The organism is Rhodococcus sp. CH91 (genome assembly GCF_022554085.1).
Classification (GTDB): domain Bacteria; phylum Actinomycetota; class Actinomycetes; order Mycobacteriales; family Mycobacteriaceae; genus Rhodococcus.
The window spans coordinates 102632-122955 of sequence record NZ_JAKFYR010000006.1 but is presented as its reverse complement, the minus strand read 5'-3'; the positions used below and the strand labels follow the sequence as shown (position 1 = coordinate 122955).

Genomic DNA, 20324 nt, shown 5'->3' with positions numbered 1-20324 from the left:
CAGGAAGAGGCATCTGCACGTGTCTGACACCACGCTCGTCGCCGACCGGATCAACGGTCTCGATTTCAAGGTCGCCGATCTGTCCCTCGCCGAATTCGGGCGCAAGGAGATCCGGCTCGCGGAACACGAGATGCCGGGCCTGATGGCGCTGCGCCGCGAGTACGCGGAGGTTCAGCCGCTGAAGGGCGCACGGATCTCCGGGTCGCTGCACATGACGGTCCAGACCGCGGTGCTCATCGAAACCCTCGTCTCGCTCGGCGCGCAGGTGCGCTGGGCCTCGTGCAACATCTTCTCCACCCAGGACCACGCCGCCGCGGCGATCGTCGTCGGCCCGCACGGGACGGTCGAGGAGCCGAAGGGCGTTCCGGTCTTCGCGTGGAAGGGCGAGACGCTCGAGGAGTACTGGTGGGCGGCCGAGCAGATGCTCACCTGGCCGGACGAGCCCGCCAACATGATCCTCGACGACGGCGGCGACGCCACGATGCTCGTGCTCAAGGGCGCACAGTTCGAGAAGGCCGGCGTCGTCCCGCCGATCGACGACGAGCAGGACTCCGCGGAGTACAAGGTCTTCCTGGAGCTGCTGCGCCGTTCGCTCGCCGCCGACTCGAAGAAGTGGACCACCATCGCCGAGTCGGTCAAGGGCGTCACCGAGGAGACCACGACCGGCGTGCTGCGCCTGTACCAGCTCTCGGCCGCCGGGGAGCTGGCGTTCCCCGCGATCAACGTCAACGACTCGGTCACCAAGAGCAAGTTCGACAACAAGTACGGCACCCGACACTCGCTGCTCGACGGCATCAACCGTGGCACCGACGTCCTCATCGGTGGCAAGGCCGCGCTCGTGTGCGGTTACGGCGACGTCGGCAAGGGATGCGCCGAGGCGCTCCGCGGACAGGGCGCCCGCGTGTCGGTCACCGAGGTCGACCCGATCAACGCGCTGCAGGCCATGATGGACGGCTACGACGTCGTAACCGTCGAGGACTTCATCGGCCAGGCCGATATCGTCATCACCGCGACCGGCAACAAGGACATCATCACCTTCGAGCACATGAAGGCGATGAAGCACCAGGCCATCCTCGGCAACATCGGCCACTTCGACAACGAGATCGACATGGCCGGCCTCGAGCGGGCATCCGACGTCACGCGGATCAACATCAAGCCGCAGGTCGACGAGTTCACCTTCGCCGACGGGCATTCGATCATCGTCCTGTCGGAGGGGCGCCTGCTCAACCTCGGCAACGCCACCGGACACCCCTCGTTCGTGATGAGCAACTCGTTCGCCAACCAGGTGATCGCCCAGATCGAGCTGTGGACCAAGCCCGACGAGTACGACAACGAGGTCTACCGCTTGCCGAAGCATCTCGACGAGAAGGTCGCCAAGATCCACGTCGAGGCGCTCGGCGGACAGATCACGAAGCTGACCAAGGAGCAGGCCGAGTACATCGGCGTCGACGTCGAGGGCCCGTACAAGCCCGAGCACTACCGCTACTGATCCGGATACGCGGCGGGAATCGCACAGCACATGGGTGATCTGATCGTCGTCGAGGGTCTCGACGGGGCCGGGAAACGGACGTTGTCCGCTGGTCTCGTCGAGACCTGGCGCGAGGCCGGAAGCACGGTCGCGACACTGGCCTTCCCCCGTTACGGGCGGTCCGTCCACGCCGATCTGGGCGCGGAAGCACTGCGGGGCCGGCACGGGGATACTGCGTCGAGCGTGGAGGCGATGGCTCTGCTGTGGGCCCTGGACCGGCGCGAGGCGGCCGGCGAGCTGCGAAAGCTGCTCGCCGACAACGATATCGTGCTGCTCGACCGGTATGTCGCGTCCAACGCCGCCTACACGGCGGCACGCCGGAACCAGGGCGCGGACGGATCCGCGGTGGAGTGGATCCGCGAGCTCGAATTCGAACGGTTCGGGCTTCCGGTGCCCGATCTGCAAGTGCTGCTACGCGTTCCCGTCGCGCTCGCCGCGCAGCGGGCGCGTGACCGCGCCGCGACCGAAGCGGATCGCGATCGTGACGCCTACGAACGCGACGCCGGTCTGCAGGAGCGGACCGGCGCGGTGTACGACGCGCTCGCACAGCAGCACTGGATGTCTCCGTGGGAGGTCGCAGGCCCGGAGACCTCCCCGCAGCAACTCGCCGTTCACATCTCAAATCTGCTTCACGATGGTCAAGGGGTGACACGATAGAGGTTATGAAGCCGAGGATTCTGGTAGTCGACGACGACACTGCGCTGGCCGAGATGCTCACCATCGTGCTGCGCGGCGAGGGATTCGAACCGTTCGTGGTGGGAGACGGCACGCAGGCGCTCGGCGCTGTGCGCGAGATCCGGCCCGACCTGGTCCTGCTCGACCTCATGCTGCCCGGAATGAACGGAATCGACGTCTGCCGGGTGCTCCGCGCCGACTCCGGTGTGCCGATCGTGATGCTCACCGCCAAGTCCGACACCGTCGACGTCGTCCTCGGCCTCGAATCCGGTGCCGACGACTACATCGTCAAGCCGTTCAAGCCCAAGGAACTCGTCGCGCGCGTGCGTGCCCGGCTGCGTCGCACCGAGCAGGAACCCGCCGAGGTCCTGACCATCGGGGACGTCACCATCGACGTTCCCGCCCACAAGGTGACGCGCGGGGACGAGTCGATCTCCCTCACGCCCCTCGAATTCGACCTGCTCGTGGCCCTCGCCCGGAAGCCGCGCCAGGTCTTCACCCGCGAGGTCCTCCTCGAACAGGTCTGGGGCTACCGGCATGCCGCCGACACCCGGCTGGTGAACGTCCATGTCCAGCGGCTTCGCGCCAAGGTCGAGAAGGATCCCGAGAATCCCGAGGCAGTGCTCACGGTGCGGGGGGTCGGCTACAAGGCCGGACCGCCGTGAGCCGTACCTACCGGCTTCGGCGGCGGATCACCCGTAGAACGCTGCCGCTGGTGAGGTGGTCGCGGTCGATGAGCAGCCGGCTCGCGCACACCTGGCGACGATCGCTGCAGTTGAGGGTCGTGACATCGACCCTCACGCTGTCGCTGATCGTCATGTTCGTGCTCGGAGTGGTGCTCACGAGCCAGATCACCGACCGGCTGCTCGAAGTCAAGATCGACGCGGCCACCGAGGAGATGGAGCGCTCCCGCGCCCTCGTGGAGGGACAACTCGCGGGAGCGGACGACTCGGGTTCGCTCGCGGTCCGTCTCGACGGTGCCGCGGCGATCCTGACCAGTCGGGGGAGCGACGGGGGACAGGATACGGGGGTGGCAGGAACCTTCGACCCCGTCCTCATCGTCCCCGGCGACGGCCCGAGGGCGCCCACCTCGAGCGGACCCGCCGACCAGATCCCCCAGAACCTGCGTGCCTTCGTCCAGAACGGACAGATCGCCTACCAGTTCGCGACCGTCGCAGATCCGGACGGATATACCGGACCAGCGCTCATCGTGGGCAGCCCCACCGACTCCGACATCTCCACCCTCGAGCTCTACCTGGTGTTCCCCCTCGGCGGAGAGGAACGCACCCTCGCTCTGGTCCGCGGCACCCTGCTCGTCGGTGCCGTGGTCCTGCTCGTCCTGCTGGCGGCGATCTCGATGATCGTCGCGCGGCAGGTGGTGCTGCCCATCCGATCGGCCTCCCGGATCGCCGTGCGGTTCGCCGACGGGCGGCTCAAGGAACGCATGCCGGTACGGGGAGAGGACGACATGGCCCGGCTGGCGATGTCGTTCAACGAGATGGCCGAGAGCCTGTCGCGTCAGATCACCCAGCTCGAGGAGTACGGCAACCTGCAGAAGCGGTTCACCTCGGATGTGAGCCACGAATTGCGCACGCCGCTGACCACGGTGCGCATGGCCGCGGATCTCATCCACGACGGCAGCGACGAACTCGATCCCGTCCTCAAGCGCTCGTCCGAGCTGCTCGTCGCCGAACTGGACCGTTTCGAGAGCCTGCTCAACGATCTCCTCGAGATCAGCCGTCACGATGCCGGCGTGGCCGAACTGGCGTCCGAGCGTCTCGACCTGCGTATGTGCGCGCGTGCTGCCGTCTCAACCGTGCGTCACCTGGCGCGTGAGACGGCGACGGAGCTGATCGTGGATCTGCCGGACGAACCTGTCGAAGCCGAGGTCGATCCGCGGCGCGTCGAACGCATCCTCCGGAACCTCCTCGCCAACGCCATCGACCACGGTGAGGGAAAACCCATCCTGTTGCGGCTGCGCGCCGACGACGCCGTGGCCGCCTTCGTCGTCCGCGACCAGGGAGTGGGGTTGCGACCGGGCGAGGAGAAACTCGTCTTCAACCGGTTCTGGCGCTCGGATCCGTCCCGGGTCCGGCGTTCGGGCGGAACCGGCCTGGGGCTCGCGATCAGTGTCGAGGACGCCAACCTGCACAACGGTAAGCTCGAAGCGTGGGGCGAGCCCGGCCGAGGTGCCAGTTTCCGCCTCACACTGCCGCGCGAGCGCGGACGTAAGGTGGGCCGCAGCCCGCTGCCGCTCGTCCCCAGTGCGGCGAAGGCCGTGCAGGGCAAACCACCCCCGGAGGGCTCCGAAGCCTCGGAGCAGTCCCCGGCCGGCGATCAGCCGAGCGACACTGCGAGCTCACCGTCCGAAGGAGCCAGTACATGACCCGCCCGGCTCCGCGCGCAGCGGGCGTGTTCGTCGTACTCCTGTCGGTGATCGGTCTGCTGCTCTCGGGGTGCGCCACACTGCCCGATTCGTCGTCTCCGCAGGCTGTCGGAACGCTCGAACGGGGTCCGGCGACCACCGAGGCCGCCGCGCCCGTGCCCGGCCGCGAACCCGACCTGCTGTTGCGCGACTTCCTCCAGGCCAGCACCGACCCGACGAACCGGCATCGCGCGGCCCGCCAGTTCCTCACCCCGGCGATGTCCGAGACGTGGGACGACGCGGCGAGCGCGACGATCGTCGACAAGGTCGACGTTCTCGTCGCGGAACGCGACGGCGACAGCGCGACCTACGTGGTGCGGGCGAGCACGGTCGGGCACCTCGAGGAGGGCGGGGTCTACCGTCCCGACGAAGGTGACTTCGAGGCGCGCTTCTCGCTCGTGCGCACGGACGGGGAATGGCGGATCGACGGAATGCCACCCGGCGTCATCATGGACCGGCCACGCTTCCTCAACAGCTATCAGAGCCGATCGCTGTACTTCCTCGACCCCACCGGCACCGCCGTCGTTCCCGACCCGCGATGGATCTCCGGGACACCCGAGCAGATCGCCTCCCAGCTCATCGGCCTGCTCGTCGAAGGACCCAAGGCCGCGCTCGCGCCTGCGGTGAGAAATCTCCTCGAGGACGTCACCGTCATCGGGTCGGTGACGAAGGCCGACGGTCGCACGACCGATGTGGGAGTCGGGCTCGGCGGGATCCGCATCGATTTCCAGGGCGTGGGGTCGATGGGACGGCAGGACCGCGAACTGCTCGCCGCGCAGGTCATCTGGACCCTCGCGAATGCCGACATCAGCGGGCCGTATCAACTTCTCGCCGACGGGCAGCCGTTGGACGAGCGTTTCCCGAACGGGTGGACCACCGCGGACGTGGCGTCGATGAACCCGCTCGCCGCGTCGAGCGTGACGGTCGGCCTGCACGCCCTGCTCGACGGCGCGCTGGTGAGCGTCGCCGAGACGGGCGTCACGCCCGTCGGCAGCGTCTTCGGGGAATCCGACGATCTCCAGTCGGTCTCCCTGTCGCTCGACGGTGAGCTCGTCGCCGGTGTCGAGAGCACCGGAAGGCCCGAACCGGAACCCGCTGTGCAGCTCATGGTGGGTACCTACAGCGACGGTACGGCCGAACCCGCGGTGGACGGCGAATCGATCACGCGCCCGTCCTGGGCACCCGACAACAACTCGGTCTGGGCCGTCGTCAACGGGACCGCGATCGTGCGTGCAATTCGCGAACCCGGCACCGGGAGGGTCACCGTGGTCGGGGTGGAGGCCGGTGCGATCCGGGCTATCGGAGGCCGGATCAGCGAACTGCGCCTGTCGCGCGACGGTGTCCGCGCCGCGCTGATCATCGACGGCCGCGTGTTCGTCGCGACGGTGGTGCCGACGCCGAACGGCCAGTATTCGCTCACGAATCCACGCGAGATCGGCTTCGGGCTCGGCGGTCCGGCGCTGGCGTTGGACTGGAGCACCGCCGACACGATCGTGGTCTCCCGCGCGGCGGCCGATGTCCCGGTCGTGCAGATCGCGGTGGACGGTTCCCGTATCGACGCCCTGCCGAGCCGTAATCTCACGCCTCCCGTGGTCGCCGTCGAGGCATCCACGGCCAGCGAGTTCGTCGCCGACTCCCGCACGGTCTTCCAGCTCAACAATCGGGACCCCGCCGGCGACCGGTACTGGCGTGAAGTGCCCGGACTCGCGGGCATGGCGGCGATCCCCGTCCTTCCGGGCTGAGACCTGCCCTGTCGGTGACGGAGGGCACACTTCCGGTGTGCTGACCGCCCTGCTCGATCTCGTCCTGCCGTCCGTGTGCGGCGGCTGCGCCACCGCCGGGACGGGTTGGTGCCGGTCGTGCGCGCACGAACTCGCCGACGATCCGGGAAGGGTCTCTCCGCGCGTCGATCCAGGGGTTCCGGTGTGGAGCCTGGGCCCGTATTCCGGTCCCCGCCGGCGTGCCGTGATCGTTGCCAAGGAACGCGGCCGCCGCGACCTGGGGACGCCTCTGGGCCTGGCATGGGCCGTCGCGATCTCGCGGCTGCGAAGGTGGGGAGAGCTCCCGACGGGGCCGTTGATCGTGGTGCCCGCGCCCACGCGGGCGCGGGCGGCGCGGGCGCGCGGTGGAGATCCGGTCACACGCGCCGCGCGGGCGGCTGCGGCGCACGATCGTCGTCTCCACGTGCATCCGATCCTGTGCACGGCGGCGGGTGTGCGCGACTCGGTGGGGCTGAGGGCCGCGGACCGGCAGCGCAATCTCGCGGGCCGAATCTCGGTGCGCTCCGACGGCCTGCCCCGAACCGTGCCGGTGCTCGTCGTCGACGATGTGCTCACCACCGGAGCCACGGCGCACGAGTCCGTGGGGGCTCTCCGGCGGGCGGGATTCCACCCTGTGGGAGTCCTCGTGATCGCCCACGCGTGAGCCGTCGCTGCCGGTCGGAGAGCCGTGCGCGAGTGAGCGATCGGGGACACGAAGTGAAATAGGGCGGGAACGGTGGCAGACCTCCGAGTTACGTACTACCGTCGCCATCAGACCCGGAAACAACAAGGTAGACGGGTGGAAACGCCTGTTCTTCCGATGCCGGGCGAGCGCGCTTCGCGCTCATCGATCATGCCGGTGCGAGGGCTGCGCCGGCCGTAACTCGGGAGGTACGCGTGACGACCCCTTCGAAGTCCAGTGGTTCCGTTGCAGAGGCCGATGCCGCCACGGAAGGCCCCCGTGCCGACGTTGTCGTGAAAGGACGCAACGTCGAGGTCCCGGATCACTTCCGGATCTACGTCTCGGAGAAGCTGGCTCGACTCGAACGATTCGATCCGACGATCTACATCTTCGACGTCGAGTTGCAGCACGAACGCAACCGGAGGCAGAAGAAGAGTTGTCAGCGGGTCGAGATCACGGCCCGGGGCAAGGGACCGATCGTGCGGGCCGAAGCGAGCGCCGACAGCTTCTACGCCGCCTTCGAGTCGGTGATCAACAAGCTCGAGTCCCGCCTGCGGCGGACCAAGGAGCGCCGGAAGGTCTCCTACGGAGAGAAGACGCCGGTTTCCGTCGCGGAAGCCACCGCGGAACTCGCGCAGGACGACTCGCTGGCGATCTCGCCGGATGCGGCGCTCGGCGAAAACGAGACGCAGCCGCAGGACGGCCCCGGGCGCATCGTCCGGACGAAGGAGCACCCCGCCCAGCCCATGACCGTCGACGACGCCCTCTACGAGATGGAGCTCGTCGGTCACGACTTCTATCTGTTCCACGACAAGGAGACGGACAAGCCGTCCGTGGTCTACCGGCGACACGCCTTCGACTACGGTTTGCTCAGGCTCGTCTGACGCCGCCGGGGTGACCGGGGGCACCTCGCCATCGCGGTCACTCGGGCGCAGCGCCTACCATGGAATCCGGCCGGGGTCCGACGAGGCCTCGGCCGGATTTCTTGTCCGTGCAGGTACCCGAGATTGAGGACGAACACACCAGTGCTGTCGCTGACGAAGCTGCTCCGGATCGGTGAAGGTCGCATGGTCAAGCGGCTCAAGCACATCGCCGAGCATGTCGATTCCCTCTCCCCGGACTTCGAAGCCCTGACCGACGCCGAACTCCGTGCCAAGACCGACGAGTTCCGTGCCCGCTATCAGGACGGCGAGACGCTCGACGAACTGCTTCCGGAGGCGTTCGCCGCTGCCCGCGAGGCGTCCTTCCGGGTGCTGGGGCAGAAGCACTATCTCGTCCAGATCATGGGTGGTGCGGCGCTGCACTTCGGCAACATCGCCGAGATGAAGACCGGTGAGGGCAAGACCCTCACCTGTGTGCTGCCGGCCTACCTCAACGCGATCTCGGGCGACGGTGTGCACGTCGTCACGGTCAACGACTATCTCGCCAAGCGCGACGCCGAGTGGATGGGCCGGGTGCATCGATTCCTCGGCCTCGAGACCGACGTGATCCTGTCGGGTATGACGCCGGCCCAGCGCCGTGCCGCCTACGCCGCGGACATCACCTACGGTACGAACAACGAGTTCGGCTTCGACTACCTGCGCGACAACATGACGCACTCGCTGGACGATCTCGTGCAGCGGGGCCACAACTTCGCCGTCGTCGACGAGGTCGACTCGATCCTCATCGACGAGGCCCGCACGCCGTTGATCATCTCGGGTCCGGCGGACGCCTCGAGCAAGTGGTATTCGGAGTTCGCACGCATCGCCCGGCTGCTCAAGCCCGACGTGCACTACGAGATCGACATCCGCAAGCGGACGGTGGGCGTGCACGAGGCCGGTGTCGAATTCGTCGAGGACCAGCTCGGCATCGACAATCTGTACGAGGCCGCGAACTCCCCGCTGGTGAGCTACCTGAACAACGCCATCAAGGCCAAGGAGCTCTACGCCAAGGACAAGGACTACATCGTCCGCGACGGCGAAGTCGTCATCGTCGACGAGTTCACCGGTCGTGTGCTGTCGGGCCGCCGCTACAACGAGGGCATGCACCAGGCGATCGAGGCCAAGGAAGGCGTCGAGATCAAGGCCGAGAACCAGACGCTGGCCACGATCACGCTGCAGAACTACTTCCGCCTGTACGACAAGCTGTCGGGCATGACGGGTACGGCCGAGACCGAGGCCGCCGAGCTCCACCAGATCTACAGCCTCGGGGTCATCCCGATCCCCACGAACCGCCCGATGGTGCGTGTCGACCAGGGCGACCTGATCTACAAGACCGAGGAAGCGAAGTTCGCGGCCGTCGTCGACGACGTGGTCGAGCGTCACGAGAAGGGGCAGCCGGTCCTCATCGGTACGACGAGCGTCGAGCGTTCCGAGTACCTGTCGCGTCAGTTCACCAAGCGCGGTGTGCCCCACAGCGTGCTCAACGCGAAGTTCCACGAGCAGGAAGCGCAGATCATCGCGCAGGCCGGTCGTTCCGGTGCGGTGACCGTCGCGACCAACATGGCCGGTCGTGGTACCGACGTCGTGCTCGGCGGCAACCCCGACATCCTCGCCGACATCGCGCTGCGTCAGCGTGGTCTCGATCCGGTGAACACCCCGGAGGAGTACGAGGCGGCCTGGGACGAGACCCTCGAGCGGATCAAGGCCGAGTCGAAGGCCGACGCGGAGAAGGTCCGTGCCGCCGGCGGTCTGTACGTCCTCGGTACCGAGCGGCACGAATCCCGTCGTATCGACAACCAGCTGCGTGGTCGATCCGGTCGCCAGGGCGATCCGGGCGAGTCGCGGTTCTACCTCTCGCTCGGTGACGAACTGATGCGCCGCTTCAACGGAGCGGCTCTCGAATCGATCATGACGCGGCTGAACCTGCCCGACGACGTGCCGATCGAGGCGAAGATGGTCTCGAAGGCCATCAAGAGCGCGCAGACCCAGGTCGAGCAGCAGAACTTCGAGATCCGCAAGAACGTCCTCAAGTACGACGAGGTGATGAACCAGCAGCGCACCGTCATCTACGAGGAGCGTCGCCGCATCCTGCGCGGTGAGGATCTCGAGGGACAGGTGCAGCACATGCTCACCGACGTCGTCACCGCCTACGTCGACGGTGCGACCGCCGAGGGCTACGTCGAGGACTGGGATCTCGAGCAGCTGTGGACCGCTCTGAAGACGTTGTATCCGGTCGGTGTCGACCACCGCGCGCTCGTCGCGGAGAACGAGGACCTCGACCGCGACGGTCTGCTCGAGGTGCTCCTCGAGGATGCACGTGCCGCGTACAACCGTCGCGAAGCCGAGCTGGAGTCCATCGGCGGCGAGGGCGCGATGCGCGAACTCGAGCGTCGCGTGCTGCTGTCGGTCCTCGACCGCAAGTGGCGTGAGCACCTCTACGAGATGGACTACCTCAAGGAGGGCATCGGTCTGCGCGCGATGGCGCAGCGCGATCCTCTCGTGGAGTACCAGCGCGAGGGCTTCGACATGTTCACCGCGATGCTCGACGGCCTGAAGGAGGAATCGATCGGATTCCTCTTCAACCTGCAGGTCGAGGCCGCTCAGACGCAGCCGTCCGCGGGTGTCTCGGTGACCTCCGCCTCGGCGGCGGCAGCTGCGCAGGCCGCACCGATCCTCGCGAAGCAGGCGCCGGCCCCGCAGGCCGTGCGCACGGCGCCGGCCGCCCAGCAGGCTGCACCCGCACCCGCCCCGGCACCGGCAGCGTTGCGCGCGAAGGGTCTCGACGAGACCGAACGGCGCCTGACCTACACCGGCCCCGACGAGGACGGCCGCGCTCACGTCGCCCGCACCACCGGTTCCGATGCGGGATCGTCGCCGAAGCAGGCCGGAGGGACACGCAAGGAGCGTCGTGCAGCCGCACGGCGTGACGCGAAGGCCAACCGCCGGCACTGATCCGGGACGTCTCCTCCCCGGCGCAGCCGGTTTCGTCTCACGACCCTGCGGCTCAACCGAGCCACAGGGTCGTGATCGTCCAGCGGTGCGGCATCCGGGCGCGGGGGCGTGTGCGCACCATCCTTCCGGCGAATGCGAACACCCGGTCTCCGCGGCTGTAGCTGCCGAAGATCTCCGCGGTGTCCGGGTCGACGGCGCGCACGCGTGTGCGCAGCAGCACTGCGGTACCGCGGCCTGCCCGAGGAGCCCGGCCGGCGGTGAGGGTGGAGACGAGCCGCGGGTCGAGGACGGTCGCCAACTGCGCCGCGGGTCGCCGCCCGTCGACCGATTCGAGGACGAGGCGCAGGGCGGAGCCCGCGAAACGTGCGGCGGCAGGATCGAGAACGATCTCCGGTGTGTCCTCCGCGCGGCTGCGGTGCTCGGCCGCGCGTGCGGCCGTGTGATCGTTCCCGGCGGCAGGTGCCGGGCGTCCCGAACGGCCGTCGTGAGGAGTGGCGCGCGGGGCGGCGTGGCTGCGAGGGTGGCCGCAGCTTTCCTCGACCGGCGGTTCGAGGTGAGTGAGTCGGCGTACGTAGCGCCCTGTTGTGTGCGACATGGATCCCTCCCGAGTCGACGACGACCGAGCGCCGGCGGACGCCGGCGCTGTACGGCCCGGGAGAGGACGAACCGCGCACATGATGTCACAGCCCGGAGGCTTCCGGACAGATGCGACGCGCACGCGCCGCCTTTCTCCTCCGGAGCGGTATCGGCACATACGGTGGTCCCGTGCTGCGCGGACTCGTACTCGATGTCGGTGGTGTCCTGGTCGGGCCGGGAAGCGATCCCGAGACCCTCGGCTCACTCGTGTGCCACCTGCGCGCGCGGGGGGTCCGCACCGCGCTGCTCAGCAACGATCCGGGCAGGCCGTCGGCGCGATGGTTGCACGACCTGGAAGGGCCCTTCGTCGATCGGGTGGTGCTCTCGGGCGAGGCCGGGGTCGCCAAACCCCACCCCGAGAGCTACGCGTTCGTGGCCCGGCTGCTCGAGCTCGAGCCCGGTGAGTGCGTCTTCGTCGACGACCTGCTCGTCAACGTGCGCGGCGCCGCTGCTGCAGGGATGGTCGGAGTCCACCATGATGGTTCACACGAGGCCCTGGCGGAGCTGGCCGTGCTCTTCGGCGTCGATCTCGAGCAGGTCGACGACGGAGCGGTGGGCGATGCCGAGCCGTGGTGGCGATGCAGGGGTGGGCCGGAACTGGAGGGGGAGACGGAACATTGACGAGCCGGATGACTGCGCAGGACGCGTCCTACTACTACCTGGAGACGAGCAATACGCCGATGCACGTCGGTTCGCTGGCGATCCTCGAACCCCCCGAGGGTGGTCTCGACTACGAGAGCGTGCTCCGGATCGTCGAACAGCGACTCCCCGAGGTGCCCAGATACCGCAAGAAGGTGCGTGAGGTCGCGTTCGGACTGTCGCGTCCCGTGTGGGTCGACGACCGCGACTTCGATATCACCTATCACGTGCGGCGTTCGGCTCTGCCGAAGCCGGGTTCCGGGGAGCAACTGCACGATCTCGTGGCGCGTCTGGTCTCACGGCCGCTGGACCGGACGCGACCGCTGTGGGAGATGTACCTCGTCGAGGGGCTCGCGGACGACCGGATCGCACTGTTCACCAAGTCCCATTCGGCGCTCGTCGACGGCGAGGAGTCCCTCGACATCGTGCAGGTGCTGTTCGACAAGGAGCCCGTGCCCCGCGAGGCTTCCGAGGAATTGTGGATGCCCGAACGGGAACCCTCGGACTCGGCGCTGCTGGTGGGGGCGCTCGCCGAACTCGTCGCGCGACCGGGCGAGGGCCTCGCCACGGTCCGCTCGGCGATGAACGACCTCGCCTCGACCCTCACCGAGACCGTCGACGCGGTCGGCCGGCTCGCGCGTACGGCTGCGCAGTCGGCCCCCGCGACGCCATTGAACGCGCAGATCTCGCGGAGTCGCCGGTTCGCTGTGGTGTGTTCCGAACTCGAGGCGTATCGCAAGATCCACACGCGTTACGGCTGCACGATCAACGATGTGGTGCTCGCGGTCATCGCCGGCGCGCTGCGGAACTGGCTGCTCTCCCGGGGAGAGTCGGTGACCGAATCGACCGTGGTACGTGCGATGGTCCCGATGTCGGTCTACACGCAGGATCCGAACGGGCTCGCGGAGAACGACACGATCCAGGCGCATCCTCAGGGGGAGGTGTCCTCGTTCCTGCTGGATCTGCCGGTGGGTGAGCCGAACGCGGTGGTCCGGTTGTCGCACATCGCGCACGCCGGTGAGGCGTACTCGCGGCAGCGACGGCGGGTCGCCGCGCAGTCCATGGTCCGGTTGTCGGGTTTCGCGCCGGCGACCATGCATGCGGTGGGTGCCCGGGTCGCGATGGGATTCTCGCAGCGCATGTTCAATCTCATGATCACCAATGCGCCGGGGCCTCAGCACCCGCTCTACCTGGCCGGAGCCCGGTTGCTCGAGATGTATCCCGTCTCACCCCTGCTCAAGAATCAGGCCCTGAGCATCGCGTTGACGTCGTACGACGGCAAGATCTACTACGGTTTGAATGCGGATCGTGATGCGATGCCCGATGTGGACGTGGCATCGACGCTGGTCCAGGAAGCACTCGAGGAGTTGACGGATGCCGGTAGGTGAGAAGTGACGCGTGTCTATGTGCCGGCGACGCTCGCGATGTTGCAGAGACTCGTCGCCGACGACGAAGTGGAGGCCGTCGGCAGGACCGCCTTCACGGTGACCCCCGCCCTGCGGGAGGCGTACACCGCCGGGGACGACGAGGAACTCGCCGAGGTTGCCATGGCCGAGGCTGCGCGCGCGTCGCTGCGGCTTCTCGCAGCGGAGGAGCCGGGCGACCATCCGTCCTTCTCGTCCCGTCGTGTGGTGATCGCGGCCGACGTCGACGAGGTGAAACCGCGTCCGGATCTCGACGATGCGGTCGTCAAGCTCGCCGGGCCCGTACCGATGCGTGCGGTCGCTTCCGTGCACATCGATCTCCAGGACGCCGAGACGGACATCGCGCGGGCACGTGAGATCGTCGACGTGGCGGACCTGGGCGACGAGGAAGCCGAGTTCGTGCTCGGAGACGCCGAGGACCACGAACTGGCCTGGTACGCCGCGCAGGAACTGCCTTTTCTTCTCGAACTGCTCTGAACCGGCTGTGCTGTGAGCGCTGTCTCGCCTCAACCTACGCTTCCGTAACCTCTGATAACCTACGCGGGCGTAACCTGAGTGAGGAGAAGGAGTCGGATGGGTCTGAAGGAATGGATCGAGAAGCCTGCGGCACACGTCGCGCCCGGGGAGCGGTCGCTCTCCAACGTTCTGCGCGGCGCAGTGGCCCGGTTGACGACTCCTCTGCTCCCCGACGACTACCTCCACCTGGTGAATCCGTTGTGGTCGGCCCGTGAGTTGCGCGGGCGGATCGTCTCGGTCCGGTCCGAGACCCCCGATTCGGCGACGATCGTCATCCGGCCCGGCTGGGGATTCGACTTCGGATACGCGCCCGGCCAGTACATCGGTATCGGCCTGCACATCGACGGTCGCTGGCACTGGCGGTCCTACTCGCTGACCTCGTCGCCCACCTGGGACCACAAGGTCATCTCGATCGCCGTGAAAGCGATGCCCGAGGGCTTCCTGTCGAGTCACCTCGTCGGCGGTGTCCCGGAGGGGACGGTCGTGCGTCTCGCCGCTCCGAAGGGCGACTTCGTTCTCCCCGACCCGCCGCCGGAGAAGGTCCTCTTCCTCACGGCCGGCAGCGGTATCACGCCGATCATGTCGATGTTGCGTACCCTCGACCGGCGGGCGGCCGCGCGCGAGATCGAGTTGCCCGATGTCGTCCACCTCCATTCCGCACCGACGGCGGATCGTGTCATGTTCCGTTCCGAACTCGAGCACTTCGACGCGACGCACGAGACCTACCGGGTGCACGTCCGGCACACGCGTGAGCAGGGCAAGTTCTCCCTGTCGGAGCTCGACGACGTCTGTCCCGATTGGCGCGAGCGTCAGACCTGGGCATGTGGTCCCCAGCAGATGCTCGACGACATCTCGGCGCACTGGGCCGCAGCGGGCATCGAGGATCGTGTCCATCTCGAACGGTTCGCCGTCAGCCGCGCCGACACCTCCGGATCGGGCGGAACGATCACCTTCGCGAAGTCCGGGAAGACGGTCACGGTGGACGGTGCCACGACCATTCTCGAGGCGGGGGAGAGCGTCGGCGCGCTGATGCCCTTCGGCTGCCGGATGGGAATCTGTCAGACTTGTGTGGTGCCGCTCGAGAAGGGGCACGTCGTCGATCTGCGATCCGGCAAGGAACACGCAGAGGGCGAGCGCGTCCAGACCTGCATCTCGGCTGCCGCCGGAGACTGCACACTGGACGTGTAGACACCGACTGCACTCTGTGAAGGACCCCGCTTGGCAATCACCGACATCCGTGCGTTCTCTCATCTGACCGAAGCCGACATCGTTGCCCTGGCAAACGAATTCGACTCCATTCGACGGGATGTGGAGAACTCGCGCGGCCCGCGTGACGCTCGTTACATCCATTCCGTCATCCGCCTCCAACGTGTTCTGGAGGTCGTCGGACGGACCGTACTGTTCGGTTCGAGACGGCGGTCACGCTGGCTCGTGGGTACCGCCGCGCTGTCGCTCGCGAAGATCATCGAGAACATGGAGCTCGGGCACAATGTGATGCACGGGCAGTGGGATTGGATGAACGACCCGGAGATCCACTCCACGTCGTGGGAGTGGGATCAGACGGGACCGTCGGGACACTGGAAGCGCGCACACAATTACGCGCACCACACCTACACCAACATCGTGGGTATGGACGAGGATGTGGGATTCGGCATCCTGCGTATGACGCGCGACGAGAAGTGGCGCCCACGCAATCTCGCGCAGCCGATCGCCAACATCGTGCTCGCGCTGACCTTCGAGTGGGGTATCGCGCTGCACGACCTCTCGGCCGAGAAGGACTCCGAGGGTGTTCCTCCGGCGCAATGGAATTCGGGACCCAACAAGGAGTTCGCCGCGAAGGCCGGCCGTCAGCTCGTCAAGGATCTGGTGTTCTTCCCGGCTCTCACCGGTCCGGCCTGGCGGAGCACGTTGTCGGCGAATCTCACCGCGAACGTGGTGCGCAACATCTGGGCGTATCTGGTGATCTTCTGCGGCCACTTTCCCGACGGCGCAGAGAAATTCACCGTCGAGCACTACGAGAACGAGACGCGAGGCGAGTGGTATCTGCGTCAGTTGCTCGGCAGTGCGAACATTTCCGGTGGACGCGTGATGGATTTCCTCACCGGCAATCTCAGTTACCAGATCGAGCATCACCTGTTCCCCGACCTGCCGAGCAATCGCTATCCGGAGATCGCCGCGCGTGTGCGCGCGCTGTGCGGGAAGTACGACCTGCCGTACACCACCGGCTCGCTCGCCCGGCAGTACTTCCTCGCCCTGCGCACGATCCACAAGCTCGCGCTGCCCGACCGGTTCCTGAAGGCGTCCTCCGACGACGCTCCCGAGACCTCGTCCGAGCGCAAGTTCGAGGCGTATCGCGCGGCTGCGAACGGCGTTGTGACGGAGGCGTCCACCGGCCGCCGCCGAGGCCTGCTCACGGCGATGCGGGTCCACGCGGAGCAGGCCGTAGCAGAGCGTCGGCGTCGCCGCAGGGAATCGAAGCGTACGGGCCTTCCGGCCGCGGTGTGATTCGCGCCATACCGCGAAATCGGGGAACCTACGGAGCCGTAACTTACGGTAGGGTAGGCGCATGGCGATATCGGATGTCAAGGAGTACGCGCACCTGACGGAGGCGGACGTCGAGGCCATCGGCCGCGAACTCGACGCCATCCGGCGCGATATCGAGGAATCGCGCGGCGAGCGCGACGCGCGCTACGTCCGCAACACGATCCGGTTGCAGCGCGGCCTCGAGATCGGTGGACGTCTGGTCCTGCTCGGTTCGCACAAGCGCCCGCTGTGGCTGCTCGGCACCGGCATGCTCTCCCTGTCGAAGATCATCGAGAACATGGAGCTCGGGCACAACGTGATGCACGGGCAGTGGGACTGGATGAACGACCCCGAGGTCCACTCGGCGAACTGGGAGTGGGACAACGTCGATCCGTCGGCGCACTGGAAGATCACCCACAACTACCTGCACCACAAGTACACCAACATCCTCGGCATGGACGACGATGTGGGATACGGCCTGCTCCGCGTCACCCGCGACCAGCGATGGAAGCCGTTCTATCTCGGCAACGTGGCCTACAACGCGATTCTCGCGGCGTTGTTCCAGTACGGCATCGCCATCCAGCTGCTCGAGCTCGGCAAGGTCGTCCAGGGCCGCGACGACCGTGAGCTGACCAAGGCGCGCGGCAAGGAGGTGCTCGCCAAACTCGGCAAGCAGCATCTCAAGGACTACGTGATCTATCCGGCACTGACGGGCCGGTCGTGGAAGTCCACGATGAAGGCGAACGCCACCGCGAACTTCGTGCGCAACATCTGGACCAATGCCGTGATCTTCTGCGGACACTTCCCGGACGGCGCGGAGAAGTTCACGAAGCAGGACATCGAGAACGAGACGCGCGCCGAGTGGTATCTGCGGCAGATGCTCGGTTCGGCCAACATCTCGGGTGGCAAGGTCATGGACTTCATGACGGGCAACCTGAGCTACCAGATCGAACACCACATCTACCCGGATCTGCCGTCCAACCGGTATGCCGAGATCGCGGTGCGCGTGCGCCAGCTCTGCGAGAAGTACGACCTGCCGTACACGACAGGCCCGCTCGCCGTGCAGTACTGGAAGTCCTGGCGCACGATCGCGAAGCTGTCGCTGCCCGACAAGTACCTCAAGGACGACCGCGACGCGGCTCCGGAGACCGCCTCCGAGCGTGGTTTCGGCGGTGCCCCCGTTGTCGATCCGCAGACCGGTCGCCGTATGGGTCTGGCCACCACCATCGAGAAGACCCGTAAGCGCGGCTTCATCCGTCGCGCGCTCGGAATGCGCTGACGACAGGCACGAGAACGAACCCCGGCACCGCTCACGGCGCCGGGGTTCGCTCGTTCGATCACCAGGAGTCGTTGGAGGCCAGGGCGGTGAGCAGTTCGCGGACGGCCGTGGCCCGGCGCAGCGACTTGCCCTCGAGGGAGTCGAACGCGCATTCCGGGTCGGCCGGCGGCCCGAGATGGGTACAGCCGCGCGGGCAGTTCTCCACCGCCTCGGACAGATCCGCGAAGGCCGCGACGACGTCGTCGGGCCCGATGTGCGCGAGTCCGAACGACCGGATCCCCGGTGTGTCGACGACCCATCCGCCGCCGGGAAGGTACAGGGCCAGCGACTGCGTCGAGGTGTGGCGGCCCTTGCCCACGCCCGAGACCTCGCCCGTCGCGCGGTCGGCGTCGGGGACGAGCCGGTTCACGAGCGTCGACTTGCCGACCCCCGAGTGACCGATCAGCGCCGTCACCCGGCCGGAGAGCCGATCGGTCAGTTCGGCGAGGTCGTCGCCCTGCCCCACGAGGAGAACCGGGATGTCGAGATCGGCGAAGTGCGCGGCGAACTCGTCGGAATCGGCGAGATCGCTCTTGGTCAGCCCCAGCATGGGTCTCAGGCCGCCCGCGTAGGCGGCGACGAGGGCGCGTTCGACGAGCCCGGTCCGGGGCGGGGGATCGGCCAGTGCCACGACGATGAGCAACTGCTCCGCGTTCGCGACGACGACCCGCTCGAACGGATCGGTGTCGTCGGCGGTCCGGCGCAGGACGGTACTGCGCTCCTCGACCCGCACGATGCGCGCGAGCGTGTCGGGCCGGCCGGAGAGGTCGCCGACGACGCCGACGCTGTCGCCGACGACGATCGGCGTCCGGCCGAGTTCCCGTGCGCGCATGGCCGTGACGATCCGATCCGGATCACCCGCGAGCGCCACCCCCCACCGGCCCCGGTCGACCGAGACGACCATGCCTTCCTCCGCGTCGCGGTGGGCGGGACGGTCCTTCGTACGCGGGCGCGAGCCGCGTCCGGGACGGACCCGGACGTCGGACTCGTCGTACTCGCGCCGCCTCAGGACTCGCTCCCGGTGAGCAGCGACTCCCACAGTGTCTCGAAGCCGGGGAGTGTCTTGGCGGTGGTGCCGATGTCCTCGACCTCCACCCCGTCGACGACCAGTCCGAGGATCGCCCCGGCCGTCGCCATCCGGTGATCGGCATAGGAATGCCACACACCGCCGTGCAGGGCCGCCGGTTCGATGCGCAGCCCGTCCTCGGTCTCCGAGACCGAGCCGCCGAGCCGGCCGATCTCCGTGGCGAGGGCGGCCAGCCGGTCCGTCTCGTGGCCGCGCAGATGCGCGATACCCCGCAACTGCGAGGGCGAGGACGCGAGTGCCGCGAGTGCCGCGACGGTCGGGGTGAGCTCACCGACATCGTGCAGGTCCACGTCGATCCCCACGAGCTGTTCCGGCCCGCGCACCGTGAGTGTGCCGCCGGACCACGACACCTCGGCACCCATCCGTTCGAGGATGCCGCGGATCGCGTCGCCGGCCTGGGTCGTGGTCTCGGGCCACAGTGGTACCGACACCGCGCCTCCGGTCACCGCTGCGGCAGCGAGGAAGGGTGTGGCGTTCGACAGGTCGGGTTCGACGGTCACGTCCAGAGCCTTGATCGTCGACGGCGGCACCCGCCAGGTGTCCGGCTCCGAGGTGTCCACCACCACCCCGGCCGCACCGAGCATGTCGACCGTCATGTCGATGTGCGGCATGGACGGCACCGGTTCGCCCGCGTGGCGGACGAGCACACCCTCGTCGAATGCGGCCCCCGAGAGCAGCAGGCCCGAGACGAACTGCGACGAGGCCGACGCATCGATCGTGACCGCTCCGCCGGGCACCCTGCCGCGGCCGTGGACGGTGAACGGAAGCCGGTCGCCGTCGATGTCGGCGCCGAGTGCGCGCAGGGCGTCGAGCACGGTGCTCATCGGGCGTACCCGGGCCTGTTCGTCACCGTCGAAACGGACGTCGCCGTCGGCGAGCGCGGCCAGCGGAGGAACGAACCGCATGACCGTGCCGGCGAGCCCGCATGCCACGTCACCGCCTCGCAGCGGCCCGGGTGTCACGTCGAGCGTGGTCCCGCCGTCCTGTTCGACGACCGTCGTGCCCAGGGTGCGCAGTGCCCCGATCATCAGGTCGGTGTCGCGGCTGCGCAGCGCGCCGGTCAGGCGGGACGGGCCGTCGGCGAGTGCGGCCAGGATCAGGGCCCGGTTGGTGATCGACTTCGATCCCGGCAGCGTCACCGACGCTCGGACCGGGGACACGGCACGGGGTGCTCTCCACAGACTCACCCGACCATCTTCGCCCATCCGGCTCCGTGCGGGCATCCTCGCCCACCGTGCT

General features: G+C 67.8%; 17 protein-coding genes. 14 read left to right on the top strand and 3 right to left on the bottom strand.

The features are described from left to right. Window positions 1-19 precede the first annotated feature (19 nt). From ahcY to secA, 8 genes are all read left to right on the top strand, one after another. Window positions 20-1489, top strand: coding sequence for an adenosylhomocysteinase (gene ahcY / locus MOM01_RS13520; protein WP_241385943.1), 1470 nt, complete (start codon window positions 20-22; stop codon window positions 1487-1489). Window positions 1490-1519: 30 nt separating this feature from the next. Next, the gene (locus MOM01_RS13515) at window positions 1520-2185 is read left to right on the top strand and encodes a dTMP kinase (protein ID WP_241385942.1); all 666 of its coding nucleotides are present in this window, start codon (window positions 1520-1522) and stop codon (window positions 2183-2185) included. A 5-nt stretch (window positions 2186-2190) separates the two neighbouring features. Further along, the gene (gene mtrA, locus MOM01_RS13510; protein WP_277609669.1) at window positions 2191-2868 is read left to right on the top strand and encodes an MtrAB system response regulator MtrA; all 678 of its coding nucleotides are present in this window, start codon (window positions 2191-2193) and stop codon (window positions 2866-2868) included. 68 nt (window positions 2869-2936) lie between these two features. Continuing rightward, a complete protein-coding gene (gene mtrB, locus MOM01_RS13505) occupies window positions 2937-4589 on the top strand; it encodes an MtrAB system histidine kinase MtrB (RefSeq protein WP_241385941.1) in 1653 nt (550 codons plus the stop codon). Then, on the top strand, window positions 4586-6370 hold the full coding sequence (gene lpqB, locus MOM01_RS13500) for an MtrAB system accessory lipoprotein LpqB (RefSeq protein ID WP_241385940.1): 1785 nt from the start codon (window positions 4586-4588) through the stop codon (window positions 6368-6370). The genes mtrB and lpqB overlap by 4 nt, the downstream gene beginning before the upstream one ends. A 37-nt stretch (window positions 6371-6407) precedes the next feature. Then, window positions 6408-7052, top strand: a complete 645-nt coding sequence (locus MOM01_RS13495; protein WP_241385939.1) for a ComF family protein — start codon at window positions 6408-6410, stop codon at window positions 7050-7052. 233 nt (window positions 7053-7285) lie between these two features. Further along, on the top strand, window positions 7286-7954 hold the full coding sequence (gene hpf / locus MOM01_RS13490; protein WP_241385938.1) for a ribosome hibernation-promoting factor, HPF/YfiA family: 669 nt from the start codon (window positions 7286-7288) through the stop codon (window positions 7952-7954). Window positions 7955-8137: 183 nt separating this feature from the next. Beyond that, a complete protein-coding gene (secA, locus tag MOM01_RS13485) occupies window positions 8138-10942 on the top strand; it encodes a preprotein translocase subunit SecA (protein WP_241386109.1) in 2805 nt (934 codons plus the stop codon). Window positions 10943-10994: 52 nt separating this feature from the next. On the opposite strand, the gene MOM01_RS13480 is transcribed toward secA, so the two are convergent. Further along, a complete protein-coding gene (locus MOM01_RS13480; RefSeq protein WP_241385937.1) occupies window positions 10995-11537 on the bottom strand; it encodes an Rv3235 family protein in 543 nt (180 codons plus the stop codon). Window positions 11538-11710: 173 nt separating this feature from the next. Here MOM01_RS13480 and MOM01_RS13475 point away from each other — a divergent pair, with 173 nt between their 5' ends. From MOM01_RS13475 to MOM01_RS13450, 6 genes are all read left to right on the top strand, one after another. Then, window positions 11711-12199, top strand: coding sequence for an HAD-IA family hydrolase (locus tag MOM01_RS13475; protein WP_241386108.1), 489 nt, complete (start codon window positions 11711-11713; stop codon window positions 12197-12199). Then, a complete protein-coding gene (locus tag MOM01_RS13470; protein ID WP_241385936.1) occupies window positions 12196-13605 on the top strand; it encodes a WS/DGAT/MGAT family O-acyltransferase in 1410 nt (469 codons plus the stop codon). Before MOM01_RS13475 ends, MOM01_RS13470 begins: the two co-directional genes overlap by 4 nt. A gap of 3 nt (window positions 13606-13608) precedes the next feature. Beyond that, the gene (locus MOM01_RS13465) at window positions 13609-14118 is read left to right on the top strand and encodes a DUF6912 family protein (protein WP_241385935.1); all 510 of its coding nucleotides are present in this window, start codon (window positions 13609-13611) and stop codon (window positions 14116-14118) included. A 96-nt stretch (window positions 14119-14214) separates the two neighbouring features. Beyond that, window positions 14215-15345: a ferredoxin reductase gene (locus tag MOM01_RS13460; RefSeq protein ID WP_241385934.1), complete on the top strand. Its 1131-nt coding sequence runs from the start codon at window positions 14215-14217 to the stop codon at window positions 15343-15345. Window positions 15346-15375: 30 nt separating this feature from the next. Further along, window positions 15376-16662, top strand: a complete 1287-nt coding sequence (locus MOM01_RS13455) for a fatty acid desaturase family protein (protein ID WP_241385933.1) — start codon at window positions 15376-15378, stop codon at window positions 16660-16662. 61 nt (window positions 16663-16723) lie between these two features. Continuing rightward, entirely contained in the window at window positions 16724-17959 is a 1236-nt protein-coding gene (locus MOM01_RS13450) for a fatty acid desaturase family protein (RefSeq protein ID WP_241385932.1), read from the top strand. A gap of 58 nt (window positions 17960-18017) precedes the next feature. Here MOM01_RS13450 and rsgA read toward each other — a convergent pair whose 3' ends face one another. Both rsgA and aroA read right to left on the bottom strand, forming a co-directional pair. After that, entirely contained in the window at window positions 18018-19037 is a 1020-nt protein-coding gene (rsgA, locus tag MOM01_RS13445) for a ribosome small subunit-dependent GTPase A (protein WP_241385931.1), read from the bottom strand. Beyond that, window positions 19004-20290, bottom strand: coding sequence for a 3-phosphoshikimate 1-carboxyvinyltransferase (gene aroA, locus MOM01_RS13440; RefSeq protein WP_241385930.1), 1287 nt, complete (start codon window positions 20288-20290; stop codon window positions 19004-19006). Before aroA ends, rsgA begins: the two co-directional genes overlap by 34 nt. Window positions 20291-20324 lie beyond the last annotated feature (34 nt).